The organism is Pantoea sp. Aalb (assembly GCF_009829985.1).
In the GTDB taxonomy this organism is placed as follows: Bacteria; Pseudomonadota; Gammaproteobacteria; order Enterobacterales; family Enterobacteriaceae; genus SZZU01.
This window is the reverse complement of record NZ_SZZU01000003.1, coordinates 45838-59608: the sequence shown is the minus strand read 5'-3', so window position 1 is coordinate 59608 and position 13771 is coordinate 45838. Positions and strand designations below refer to the sequence as shown.

At 28.9% G+C, this 13771-nt stretch carries 13 protein-coding genes and 1 pseudogene; all 14 read right to left on the bottom strand.

Annotated elements, in window-relative coordinates; translation table 11 throughout:
- Positions 1-91: 91 nt before the first annotated feature.
- The gene (glmM, locus tag FD728_RS03700; RefSeq protein ID WP_159934949.1) at positions 92-1435 is read right to left on the bottom strand and encodes a phosphoglucosamine mutase; all 1344 of its coding nucleotides are present in this window, start codon (positions 1433-1435) and stop codon (positions 92-94) included.
- On the bottom strand, positions 1425-2273 hold the full coding sequence (folP, locus tag FD728_RS03695) for a dihydropteroate synthase (RefSeq protein WP_159934947.1): 849 nt from the start codon (positions 2271-2273) through the stop codon (positions 1425-1427). Before folP ends, glmM begins: the two co-directional genes overlap by 11 nt.
- Positions 2274-2351: 78 nt before the next feature.
- Positions 2352-4253, bottom strand: a complete 1902-nt coding sequence (ftsH, locus tag FD728_RS03690; RefSeq protein WP_159934945.1) for an ATP-dependent zinc metalloprotease FtsH — start codon at positions 4251-4253, stop codon at positions 2352-2354.
- A 205-nt stretch (positions 4254-4458) separates the two neighbouring features.
- Entirely contained in the window at positions 4459-5088 is a 630-nt protein-coding gene (rlmE, locus tag FD728_RS03685; RefSeq protein ID WP_159935107.1) for a 23S rRNA (uridine(2552)-2'-O)-methyltransferase RlmE, read from the bottom strand.
- A gap of 364 nt (positions 5089-5452) precedes the next feature.
- The gene (gene greA, locus FD728_RS03680) at positions 5453-5929 is read right to left on the bottom strand and encodes a transcription elongation factor GreA (RefSeq protein ID WP_159934943.1); all 477 of its coding nucleotides are present in this window, start codon (positions 5927-5929) and stop codon (positions 5453-5455) included.
- 1435 nt (positions 5930-7364) lie between these two features.
- A pseudogene (cgtA, locus tag FD728_RS03675) lies at positions 7365-8438 on the bottom strand (Obg family GTPase CgtA); the annotation flags it as partial.
- Positions 8439-8750: 312 nt separating this feature from the next.
- Complete coding sequence (gene rpmA, locus FD728_RS03670) at positions 8751-9008, bottom strand: 50S ribosomal protein L27 (RefSeq protein ID WP_159934939.1); 258 nt, start codon at positions 9006-9008, stop codon at positions 8751-8753.
- 27 nt (positions 9009-9035) lie between these two features.
- Entirely contained in the window at positions 9036-9347 is a 312-nt protein-coding gene (rplU, locus tag FD728_RS03665; RefSeq protein WP_159934937.1) for a 50S ribosomal protein L21, read from the bottom strand.
- A gap of 401 nt (positions 9348-9748) precedes the next feature.
- Positions 9749-11026: a UDP-N-acetylglucosamine 1-carboxyvinyltransferase gene (gene murA, locus FD728_RS03660; protein WP_159934935.1), complete on the bottom strand. Its 1278-nt coding sequence runs from the start codon at positions 11024-11026 to the stop codon at positions 9749-9751.
- 43 nt (positions 11027-11069) lie between these two features.
- Entirely contained in the window at positions 11070-11330 is a 261-nt protein-coding gene (locus FD728_RS03655) for a BolA family protein (RefSeq protein WP_159934933.1), read from the bottom strand.
- A gap of 115 nt (positions 11331-11445) precedes the next feature.
- On the bottom strand, positions 11446-11757 hold the full coding sequence (mlaB, locus tag FD728_RS03650) for a lipid asymmetry maintenance protein MlaB (RefSeq protein WP_159934931.1): 312 nt from the start codon (positions 11755-11757) through the stop codon (positions 11446-11448).
- A 2-nt stretch (positions 11758-11759) separates the two neighbouring features.
- Positions 11760-12401 (bottom strand): phospholipid-binding protein MlaC, encoded by a 642-nt coding sequence (gene mlaC, locus FD728_RS03645; RefSeq protein WP_159934929.1) that lies wholly within the window; start codon positions 12399-12401, stop codon positions 11760-11762.
- A gap of 91 nt (positions 12402-12492) precedes the next feature.
- A complete protein-coding gene (gene mlaD / locus FD728_RS03640) occupies positions 12493-12981 on the bottom strand; it encodes an outer membrane lipid asymmetry maintenance protein MlaD (RefSeq protein ID WP_159934927.1) in 489 nt (162 codons plus the stop codon).
- A 4-nt stretch (positions 12982-12985) separates the two neighbouring features.
- Positions 12986-13768, bottom strand: coding sequence for a lipid asymmetry maintenance ABC transporter permease subunit MlaE (gene mlaE, locus FD728_RS03635; protein ID WP_159934925.1), 783 nt, complete (start codon positions 13766-13768; stop codon positions 12986-12988).
- Positions 13769-13771 lie beyond the last annotated feature (3 nt).

The following is a 13771-nucleotide window of genomic DNA, read 5'->3' as shown; positions in this document are numbered from 1 at the left end:
AATATATATCTTTTAAAGTATTTTATTATTTTAAGATAGTTTTAATAATTATTAATAAATATTTTAAGCAAAAGTGTGAATTTTTGCAAATTTAATTTTTTATTGATTTTATTGCATCAGCCATTTTATGTGCTAATGCAGTGATCTGTGTTTCATCTTCACCTTCAACCATTATGCGAATTAATGGTTCAGTACCAGATTTACGAAGTAATAAACGACCTCGTCCAGCTAATATTTTTTCAGCTCCATTACTAACCATCTTAATTTTATTACTTTCTAAAGGATCCCTAGTACCATCAAATTTTACATTTACTAGAACCTGTGGTAACATTTTTACACCACTACAGAGATCGTGTAAGCTCATATAATTACGTACAATAGCAGTAAGTACTTGTAAACTAGCTACTATACCATCGCCAGTAGTAGTTTTATCAAGTAAAATAACATGACCAGAATTTTCTGCTCCTAATCGCCATTTTTTTTCTTTCATTTTTTCAAGTACATAACGATCTCCAACTTTAGCACGAGTGAATGGAATACCTAACTGTTTGAGTGCTAGTTCTAAACCCATATTACTCATTAAGGTACCAACAACTCCACCTTTTAACTGACCTTGTCGTAAACCTTCTCGTGCAATGATATAAAGAATTTGATCACCATCAACTTTATTGCCAAGATGATCAATCATCATGATACGATCCCCATCTCCATCATATGCTAAACCTAAATCTGCTTTCTCATCTAATACACATTTTAATAATAAACGTAAATCTGTAGTACCACATTCTTTATTAATATTCATACCATTAGGTTGAGTAGCAATAGTAACAACTTTAGCTCCTAATTCACTTAAAACATTAGGTGCAATATGGTAAGTAGCACCATTTGCACAATCAACTACTATTTTTAAACCGTTAAGACTAAGCTCATTTGGAAAAGTACCTTTACAAAATTCAATATATCTACCAGCAGCATCAACAATACGACTAGCGCGTCCTAGTTGAGTAGATTTTACACATGTCATTGGTTTTTCTAATTCTAATTCAATTGCTCGCTCTACTTCATCCGGTAGTTTAGTTCCTTCTGCAGAAAAAAATTTAATTCCATTATCGTCAAATGGATTATGTGAAGCGGAAATAACAATCCCTGCTTCAGCACGAAATGTACGTGTTAAATAAGCAATAGCTGGTGTTGGCATAGGACCAGTAAATGCAGCTGAAAGACCAGCTGCCGCTAAACCAGCCTCTAAAGCAGATTCTAACATGTAACCAGAAATACGAGTGTCTTTACCGATTAGAACTTTACGTGATCCATGATGTGTTAGTACTTTACCTGCAGCCCATCCTAATTTTAGTACAAAATCAGGTGCTATGGGTATTTCACCAACTTTACCACGAATACCATCTGTACCAAAATATTTATGGTTAATTTTCATTGCTTTTTCCTTTTGCTTTTCTTAGCATAGAGACGATACACATAGCTTCAATGGTTTCTTTTACATCATGTACGCGAATAATATTAGCTCCTTGTATAGCAGCAATTACTGCACAGCTAATGCTACCAATGAGACACTGGGAAGGATTATTATTTAATAATTGACCAATCATTGATTTACGTGACATTCCTACTAAGACTGGTAAATTAAAATGGTGAAATTTATTTAAGTTAGCTAAAAGCTCATAATTATTATGAATGGTTTTGCCAAAACCAAATCCAGGATCTATAATCAAATTATTTTTTTTGATGCCAGCTAATTCACAACGTTCTATCTGTTGAATAAAATATTTATTTACTTCATTTAAAATATTTTTATAATGGGGAGCTTGTTGCATATTATGTGGTTCTCCTTGCATATGCATCAAACATATTGGTAATTTAGTTTCAGCTGCAGCTTGTAATGCACCTGGTTTAGATAACGAACGAATATCATTAATCATATGAGCACCTGCTAATGCAGATTCACTAATAACTTCAGGTTTTGATGTATTAACAGAAATCCATATTTTAAAACGCTTTGCAATAGCTTCAACTATTGGAATTATACGTTCCAACTCTTGTTCTATGCTCACTTCATTTGCACCTGGACGTGTTGATTCACCACCAATATCAATAATAGTAGCACCATGGTTAATCATTTTATTTGTATAAGTAAGTGCATCTACTGTTTTATTGTATTTACCACCATCATAAAAAGAGTCTGGTGTAATATTCAAAATACCCATTACATGTAAGCATGATAAATCAAGATAAGAATTACCTGAATATAAATACATAGCACTAAGCTCCTTGCTTAAAACCAGTACAAAGTAAAAAACCCTGATTAATCCAGGGTTTTTATGAATAATTAAATCTTATTTATCAAATTGTTCAGTTATGTTATTGTCTGTATTTGTTGTACATTTATTATCAACTGAATGTATTGTTTTAGATATTTCATTTTCATCATCCGCTCGAGGACGTACTGCACGACGTGCCATCAAATCATCAATTTGAGGAGTATCTATAGTTTCATATTTCATTAGGGCATCTTTCATTGCATGTAAAATATCTATATTTTCATGTAAAATACGACGAGCACGTTGATAATTACTATCAATTAAATGTTTAACTTCCTGATCAATAATTCGTGCTGTTTCATCAGACATATGCTTTACTTTTGCAACAGATCGTCCAAGAAATACCTCACCATCCTCTTCTGCATATAAAAGCGGACCTAACTTTTCTGAAAACCCCCATTGTGTAACCATATTACGTGCTAAATTAGTGGCTATTTTAATATCATTAGAAGAGCCAGTAGATACTTTTGCCACACCATAAATAATCTCTTCAGCTAGGCGGCCTCCATATAAAGTTGAAATTTGACTTTCTAATTTTTGTCTGCTAGAAGTAATAGCATCTCCTTCAGGTAAAAAAAATGTAACCCCCAATGCTCTACCGCGCGGAATAATAGTAACTTTATGCACCGGATCGTGTTCTGGTACTAGACGTCCAATAATAGCATGTCCCGCTTCGTGATAAGCGGTAGACTCTTTTTGTAATTCAGTCATAACCATAGAACGACGCTCTGTTCCCATCATAATTTTATCTTTAGCTTTTTCAAATTCTCCCATGGATACTACACGCTTATTACTTCTTGCAGCAAATAAAGCTGCTTCATTAACTAAATTAGCTAAATCAGCACCAGAAAACCCAGGTGTTCCACGTGCAATAATCACTGCATCAACATCATTAGCTAATGGCACACGACGCATATGTACTTTTAAAATTTGCTCACGACCACGCACATCGGGTAAACCAACAACTACTTGACGATCAAAACGACCTGGCCTTAATAAGGCTGGATCAAGTACATCTGGACGATTTGTTGCTGCAATTACTATAATTCCCTCGTTGCCTTCAAAACCATCCATTTCTACTAACATTTGGTTTAAAGTTTGCTCACGTTCATCATGTCCACCTCCTAGACCTGCACCACGTTGACGACCTACAGCATCAATTTCATCTATAAAAATAATACATGGTGCAGTTTTTTTTGCTTGCTCAAACATATCACGAACACGAGATGCCCCTACTCCTACAAACATTTCCACAAAATCAGAACCAGAAATAGTAAAAAATGGTACTTTTGCTTCACCTGCAATTGCCTTTGCTAATAGTGTTTTACCAGTACCAGGTGGACCAATCATTAGAATTCCTTTTGGTATTTTACCACCTAATTTTTGAAATCGACTTGGTTCACGTAAGTATTCAACAAGCTCACTAACTTCTTCTTTAGCTTCATCACACCCAGCTACATCTGCAAAAGTGATTTTAATTTGATCTTCATTTAGCATACGAGCTTTACTCTTACCAAAAGAAAGAGCTCCTCTTCCACCACTACCCTGCATCTGCCGCATGAAAAAAAACCATACACCAATAAGAAGAAGCATTGGAAACCATGAAATAAAAATAGAAGCTAATAGGCTTGGTTCTTCTGGAGCTTCACCTATTACTTTTACATTTTTAGTCAACATATTATCAAGTAATTTAGGATCATTGACTGGAATGTAAGTTTTATATTTATTATTATCATTTTTAATGAACTTAATCTCACGCCCATTAATATGTGCTTCTCGGACTTGATCTCTATTCACTTCCGACAGGAAAGTTGAATAATCAACAATATGATTATTCGACTCACTAGGCCCAAAGCTCTGGAATACTGACATTAAAACGATAGCGATAACTAACCAGAGAATTAGGTTTTTTGCCATATCACTCAACGGACTAACCTCATATTACAACAATATTATCAAATAGCGTAAGGTACTATTATATTCTTTATTTATAGTATCGGAATACTTGTATTTATTTCATCTAATTCTTTGAATCTAAGATTCATATCTTAAATTAAAATTACAGATAATATTTAAAATAAATACATTAATTATTTTTTATTACGAAACTAATGTTTTCAGATTATAATTTCAGTCCTATCGCCACAATGTATACTTCACGTGAACTTAACCGTGAAGCATTTGGTTTGCGAATTTTTACTTTATTAAAAAGGTAGCGAATTTTTTGTAAATATTCATAGAATCCTTCTCCCTGAAAACCCTTTATAATAAGATTTCCACCTGGAACTAATACTCTACGACACATTTTTAATATTAACTCTAATAAATACATAAAACGTGGAATATCAATAGCAGATTTACCACTTATGTTAGGTGCCATATCCGACATTACTACTTGTATTTTATATCTATCTATACGTTCTAATAATGTTTTTAATATCTTATCATCACAAAAATCACCTTGTATAAAATCAACACCATTAATATGATCCATTGGTAACAAGTCGCAGGCAATAATATGGCCACTACTTCCAATTTGTTTGATCACATATTGAGACCAACCACCTGGTGCAGCTCCTAAATCTATTACTGTCATTCCCGGTTTGAATATTTTATCAAGTTGCTGTATTTCTTTAATTTTAAACCAAGAACGAGAACGCAACTTTTTTTTATGTGCTTCTTGTACATATTTATCGCTAAAATGTTTCTGCAGCCAGTGATTAGAGCTGGCCGAACGCTGTTTAATAGTCATCATTTTTATTGTAACAGATTATGATATTGATAACTTAATGTGCTATCAATTACTTAAACCTAATAGCATAACATAAATGAAATCAGGTATAATTATTGAATTTAACTTTTTTAGATTACTACATGTTTAAATTTTCACATAGAAATAAAATGAAATACTTTATCTAAAAAGTACGAACAATTTTATAAAATTATAATAAAATTAATAAAAATAAAAAAATATATTTTTTCTATACATATTATTGTTTAAGCTATTATATATTAAATAAATACGAGATATATATATAAATGGAATAAAAAGGCTGCAAAGCGGCCTTTTTATTCCAAAATAAAACTGTAATTATTAAAATAATTTTAATCAATATTTAAATGTATTCTACTTTAAGGATTTCATATTCAACATCTCCGCCAGGAGTTTGTACAATAGTAATATCTTCAGCTTCTTTTCCAATTAGACCACGTGCCATAGGAGAATTAATTGAAATAAGATTTTGTTTGAAATCAGCTTCATCATCTCCAACAATTCGATATGTAAACCTTTCTTCTGTATTTATGTTCAGTACAGTAACTGTAGAACCAAAGATAACTCGGCCAGTTTTCGGTATTGTGGTAATATCAATAACCTGTGCATTTGAAAGTTTTGCTTCAATTTCATGAATACGCCCTTCGCAAAATCCTTGTTCTTCACGAGCTGCATGATATTCTGCATTTTCTTTTAAATCACCGTATTTACGAGCTTCAGCAATAGATGCTATTATACGCGGACGTCTTACACTTTTAAGTTCATTTAATTCTTCACGCAATTTTTCAGTACCCTGTAACGTCATCGGAATCTGATTCATTTTAGGTCCTCGTCATCTATACTATTTTGATTAATAGCGCTATATCTGATCGATAATAACAAAAAATTTATCTATATAAAAATACTTTGATTAATAAATATATATATAAATAATTGTTTATATTAGTAATTTTCTATAGGATATTACTAATATAATATTTATTTTTTGAAATTGTTTTCATATTATGTATTATCTATAATCTATTTATTATTAGATATTTATCTCTATGAATTTTAGTATATTAATTTAAGTAAATATCAACAAATATTAATGATACTACTAATGACATAGGCTTATCAAAAATAAGATGAAAAATAAATATAGATTAGAATCAATAATATCATTATCAATAATAAATAGTATTGTATTTAAAAAACTTAATCAGTTTATTTAAGTTAACATGATTTATTTATTAACATATAAAATCTAGTATTTGATTACACTTCATATAAATACTGAGTATACAAATAAATTGAATTCTAATTTATTAGTTACTAACTATAATCTTTATTTTTTTTAGAAAATTTTTTCTTTAACTAAAAATTAATAATTAAAAATTAAATTAAATGAATAATATAATTATTTAAGTTTTATTAATGATATTTAATACATATATGATTAATGAATATATCTTTACATGATATATTATTCTTTATTGATATTAAGGTAATATATATAAAATAATAGTATTTATTATATTATTAATAATAATTAAAAATATTAATTATTAAATAATACAAAAAATTATAAGAATAATAATATATAATTAAATGATAATTTCAGTAAATGTAATTCATTTATATCTTTAAAATTTCTTAACTAATAATTTTTAAAAAAATACACTGTATATTTAAATAATCAAACCATTATTTTATATAATAAAAAATCTTAAATCACATAGTAATTCATGATTATAGCATTTAGCAATATATATTACTAAAAAAGTTAACAACCATTACAGTAAAAGTATTTATTATTGGATTACTATTAATAAGTTAAATTATTAATCTAAATGGTTTGCTATATATAGCATATATGACAAAAAATATTAATAACTTAATCTATTTAACTATAAGATATTTTTTGAAATAGTATATTGATGGACTTATAAAAAAAAATAATTAACCAAATTAGATTTGAATATATTAGTGGTTATAACTTTTTAAAAAATAGTACAAATCTTTTATTGAAAGCATAGTATATTATTATGTAAGATAAATAATCTTTTAAGAAATTTAAACTTTATTATTTTTTTAAGTTAAGAGTTAATAGATTTAAATAATCCAATAATATTAAATTATTAAATACATTAATAATATATTATTAATTATATAATATATATATTACTATATTACAAATATTATATAAACAAATTTTACGTTATTAACTATAACGATTTTTTATGTTTTTTATCAATAGATGATTATTATAAATCGTCAAAAAAATTAAAATTTCTTAATTGCTTATCTTCTATTTTTAATTCTAACATTTTAGTGTTTTGAGAAATAAAATAGATTATATCTGCACATAATTGTTTAATGCCATCACAATTAATAGAAGATATCAAATAGTATTTTTCATTCCATTCAAGTAATTTTATAATTTTCATTGCACGATTTTTTACCTCTTCATGACTTATAATCAAATCAATTTTATTAAATACTATCCAACGAGGCTTATGAAAAAGTTTACTGCTATATTTTTCTAGTTCATGCATAATAATACGTGCATTGTTAACTATAGTAGATGTATTAGTAGATGAAATATCAATTAAATGTAATAATACTCGACATCGTTCTAAATGCTTAAGAAAACGAATGCCAAGACCAGTTCCTTCTGATGCTCCTTCAATTAAACCTGGAATATCAGCAACGACAAATTGATTACTATTACTACTATCCATTCGTACAACACCAAGACTTGGAACTAAAGTAGTAAATGGATAACTAGCTACTTTTGGAGTTGCTGCAGATACTGCACGAATAAAAGTAGATTTACCTGAATTTGGCAAGCCTAACATACCTACATCTGCTAATAGCATAAGCTGTAAGTATAAATCACGTTTCTCACCAGGTGTACCAAGTGTATTTTGACGTGGAGTACGATTTATAGATGATTTAAAACGAATATTTCCTAATCCATGCCAACCACCTTTAGCTACTATTAATTTTTGTTTATGATATATCATATCACCCAACACTTCATCGACTATTTTGTTAATAACTCGCGTACCTATCGGTACTTTAATAATAATATCTTTACCTTTTTTACCAGTACATCCACGACTCTGACCATTTTGTCCACATTCAGCTGAGAAACATTTTTTGAATTGATATGCTAGTAAAGTATTGATATTTTGATCGGCTTCTATATATACATCACCACCATCACCACCATCACCACCATCTGGACCACCTTTAGGAATATATTTTTCACGGCGAAAACTAATACAACCATTACCACCATCACCTGCAATTACTAAGATTGTTGCTTCATCAACAAATCTCATTATATTTATCCTTGCTTACTTAATTATTTATTAGTTTAATTAATTAATATTTATTAATAATTTAGAATTAAAATTCTAATTATTAATATCATTATGAAAAGTTAATTAATTAATATTATTTATATACAATTAGTATAAAATTTGGTAAAAATGTAGATTTGTTTAATTTTTATTAAGATATAAAGGATTCAATTTTCTATGGATTAATATATTAACTATATGAGTATTTTTTATTAAAATAGTAATTTTTATATTAATGTATTTATGTTAATAACTTAACCTAAAGTTATTAAGCTAAAATACAATACTTAATTAAGAAGTAATAATACTAATATATTTACGGTTATTAGGACCTTTTACTTCAAATTTAACTTTGCCAGTTTTAATAGCAAATAAAGTATGATCACGTCCACACTTTACATTCTTACCTGGATGGAACTTAGTACCTCTTTGTCGCACAATGATATTACCGGCAAGAACAGATTCACCACCAAAACATTTTACGCCTAAACGTTTTGATTTAGAATCTCTACCATTACGAGTAGAACCACCTGCTTTTTTATGTGCCATAATTATATACCTTTTCTTTATTCTTCACTAAATAGTGATATCAGTAATTTTTACATCAGTGAACCATTGACGATGGCCGGCTTGTTTACGATAATGTTTACGCCGACGAAATTTAACTATTTTTACTTTATTACTACGATTATGGGTAATAATTTCAGCTTTAATTAGACTACCTGAAACTAATGGTGTACCAAATTTTATATCATCACCATTTACAATCATCAAAACATTACGAAAATGTACAGTTTTACCTATTTCATCATCAAGCTTTTCTAACCGAATAGTTTGACCTTTAATAACTCGATATTGTTTTCCACCACTTTGAAAAATCGCGTACATTACAAACTCCAATTTTATGTATTTTTTTATATATAAAAAATATTTAAAATTTATTTTTCTTTTTTAAAAAATTATACGAAAAAATACAATGTATTTAAAACAATTTAAACAAGATTATATTTTTTAAATTTACTTTTAATTTGAAATTACATTTAGTAAACGTAAATTCTATATTAGAAATAATAATTAAGTATTACTAATAAAATACATGTAAAAAATAAAAGTATCAGATATTATCTGAGTATTAAGTTTTAAATGTTTTTCAATCAGAAAAAAGAAAAAATATTTACAACTAACCAATTTATGATTAAATCATTTAAACATATAGAAATATAAAATATATGATTTATACTCTAACATATTAATTAAAATTTTATTTATAAATTAATTTGTATATTAAGTTAAGTCTTATATTCAATTTCATCTTTTTTTATTCTTTCAATTCGTCCTTCAATTGCTTTTAGTTTTTCTTCAATACGTTCATATCCACGATCAATATGATAAATACGATCTACAAGAGTAGTACCTTCTGCTATACAACCAGCTAATACAAGACTCGCAGAAGCACGTAAATCAGTAGCCATAACTTGTGCTCCAGATAACATTTCTACACCATGACAAATTACAGTATTACTTTCGATTTCTACCTGTGCTCCCATACGAATTAGTTCAGGAATATGCATAAAACGATTTTCAAAGATTGTTTCTGTTATTAATCCAGTACCATTAGCCACTAAATTCAATAATGTAAATTGGGCTTGCATATCAGTTGGAAAACCTGGATATGGTGCTGTTTGAATACTTACTGATTTTGGACGTTTTTCATGCATATTTAAGCTAATCCAATCTTTACCAATTTCAATATCAGCACCTGCATCTCGCAATTTTTCAAGCACTATATCTAAAGTATCTGGTTTGGTATTACAACAAAGTACGTTACCTCGAGAAACAGCAGCTGCTACTAAGAAAGTACCAGTTTCAATTCGATCTGGTAGTACACTATAAATACCTCCTTCTAAATACTTAACTCCTTCTATGATAATATTATTTGTTCCTGCACCACTAATTTTAGCTCCTAATGTATTAAGAAAATTTGCAGTATCAACAACTTCTGGCTCACGTGCTACGTTTTCAATAAAAGTGATACCATGAGCAAGTGTAGCTGCACTCATAATAGTAATAGTAGCACCTACACTTATTTTATCCATAATAATATGAGCCCCTCTTAAACGACCATTCACATAAGCTCTAACATAACCATCTGATAATGTTATATTAGCACCTAATTTCTCAAGACCACTAAGATGAAGATCGACTGGTCGAGCACCAATAGCACAACCTCCAGGAAGTGAAACTTGACCTTGGCCAAATCGTGCAAGAAGAGGACCTAAAGTCCAGATTGAAGCGCGCATTGTTTTTACTAATTCATATGGTGCACAAAAAATATTAACTTTGCTTGCATTAACATAAACTGAACCATTACGTTCAACATGGGCGCCTAAATAAGTTAATAATTTTATAGTTGTATCTACGTCACGTAGATTTGGTACATTTTGAATTTCTATCGGTTCTTTCGATAATAAAGAAGCAAAAAGAATAGGTAATGCCGCATTTTTAGCACCAGAAATAAATACTTTACCTCTTAAACGAATAGGACCTTGTATACGAAATTTTTCCATCAATGCTACTCTCAATTACTTAGCTATTGACGTACATAACAGTTTATTTAAAAATGTTTGATTTTTGATTCAATCTCCATTCATCAGGAGTATATGTTTTGATTGATAGAGCATGAATTTTATTATCCTGAATGTATTTCATTAAAGGTTCATAAATTACTTGTTGTTTTTTAATACGACTAAGTTCTTTAAACATTTCTCCTATAGCAATAACTTGAAAGTGTTTACCATCTTTACTCATTACATGTACTTCTTCTAAAGCTAGAGCATTTACTAACACAGCTTGAACTTCACTAGTTTCCATTATCAATTACTTTTTAGTTATTAAACTTAGATTAATTATTAAATTTAAATAGATAATTTTAGAAAAAAAATTATTAATAACATTACATGTTTAAATTAATAAATTATTGCCTTAATTAATATTCAGGGACTTTTTTAGCAGAAAAAATAATTTGTTGCAAATTATAGATCACAATTAATGATCTCAATTTATCTGTAATACCAATAAATATTAATTTCCTACCATGTGCACGTGCTATTTCCCGTAAGTGTACTAACAAAGCCAAACCGACAGAATCGACTCTCTCAAGTTCTGCAATATTAATAATATTAATATTGTTCATTACATTTTTACGTCGACGCCACAATACTAATAATGTGTCACGTTCTAATCTTCCTTTTAATATCAATGTATTGTTAGTGCATTTCCAATATAAAGAATTGCTCATTATTATCTATCACCAGAAATTATAGGTTGATTTGCATAATTTTTTAGCTGTTTTATTAAGCCACTAATACCTTTAATACGCAATAAATCATTCCATTCATTTTGCTTAGTAATGATCATACTAATACCTTCAGCTACCATATCATATACTTGCCAATTACCAGTTTGAGAATTTTTACGCCACTGAAAATCTAAGCGAATCGGTAATTGACTATCATCATTATCAATAATATTAATTCTAATTGTAATAATTTTAGCTGTACCAATAGCTTGTTCAGGCTGAATATGATAAATTTGACCATGATAGAGCATCAATATTTGACTATAAACTTTCACTAAGTAATCAGTAAATGCTTTAGTATAATTAGTACGTTGTTCTGGTGTAGCTTCATGATAATAATGACCAAGTACTAATGCACTAGCATATTTAATTTGAATATAAGGTAATAATTCTTGACGCATAATATCGCGCATATAATCTGGATTTTTCTTGATTTTCAAACTTTCATTTTTTAAACGAGTAAATGTTTTCGTTGCAACTTTTTCCATTAATTGATAAGGATTATTTTGAGCTAAAGTAGTAACTGCTGCTGACGGGACGATTGGTAACATAAAAATCAGTAATCGCAGTAAGCATTTAAGCATATATTTAAACCCCTCTTTTTATTTTTATTTTTATTTTTATTTTTATTTTATAAATAATATAAATACCTTAAATTAATTTGTAATTTTAAATCTATAATTTTTGTTCATTTTCTTTGTTCTTATAGAAGAATTTACCTATAATATCTTCTAATATTAATACTGATTTAGTATCTCGTAGTGTACTACCATCTTTTAGCATTGTTGAACCTAATTCAGGATCATCAAAACCTAAATTAAGCGCTAAAAACTGTTCGCCAAGTAATCCTTGAGTACGGATTACAAGTGAACTAGTATCAGAAATTTTATTAGCATATTTATTACTAATTCTCATAGTAACTCTTGGTAATAAAGATTTTTCATCTAATGTAATATTTATTACTCTACCAATTACCACACCTCCAATTTTTACTGGAGAGCTTATTTTTAATCCTCCAACATCACTGAAAATAGCATATAATTTCCAAGTTGGTTCATTACGAAATAATTTAAAATTAGTTCCATGTAGACTAAAAAATAACAAGCTTATTAAAGCAAATAGCATAAATAAACCTACTAAAATTTCGTTTTTCTTACTTTGCATTACATTAATTTCCAAACATTATTGTTGTCAGGATAAAATCTAAACTGAATATTGCTAATGAAGCATGTACCACGGTACGTGTTGTTGCCAAACTAATACCTTCTGAGCTAGGAATAGCATTATAGCCATTTAATAAACCTATCCATGTTACAATAATTCCAAAAACTGTACTTTTAATTATACAATTTAAAATATCAGTATATAGGTCTATTCTGCTTTGCATCGTAGACCAATAAATACCAAAATCAATATTTTTCCATACTACTCCTACAATAGTGCTACCAATAATTCCCATAGAAATAAAAATTAGCGTTAATAACGGCATACTAATACATCCTGCCCAGAAACGTGGAGATACTAAACGTCGTAATGGATCTACTGCCATCATTTCCATAAGAGCAAGTTGTTCAGTAACTTTCATTAAACCAATTTCTGCAGTCAAAGCTGATCCTGCACGACCTGCAAATAGTAATGCAGTAACAACTGGTCCAAGTTCACGTAGTAGTGAGATCGATACTAATGTTCCAAGACTATCTTCAGTATTGTATGTCCTAAGTACTAAGTATCCTTGTAAACCAATAACCATACCAATAAATAGTCCAGAAACTACAGTAATGACAAGAGATAAAACTCCAACATTATACAGTTGTTTGACTAATAGAGGTAAATTTTTACGAAAAGTAGGTTTCCCTACGAGAGTACGGCACAACATCACTCCAGCTCGACCAAAAGCCGTACAAACATTTATACCCTGGCATCCAAGTGCAGCCAGTGCTTGTAGCAACATTTG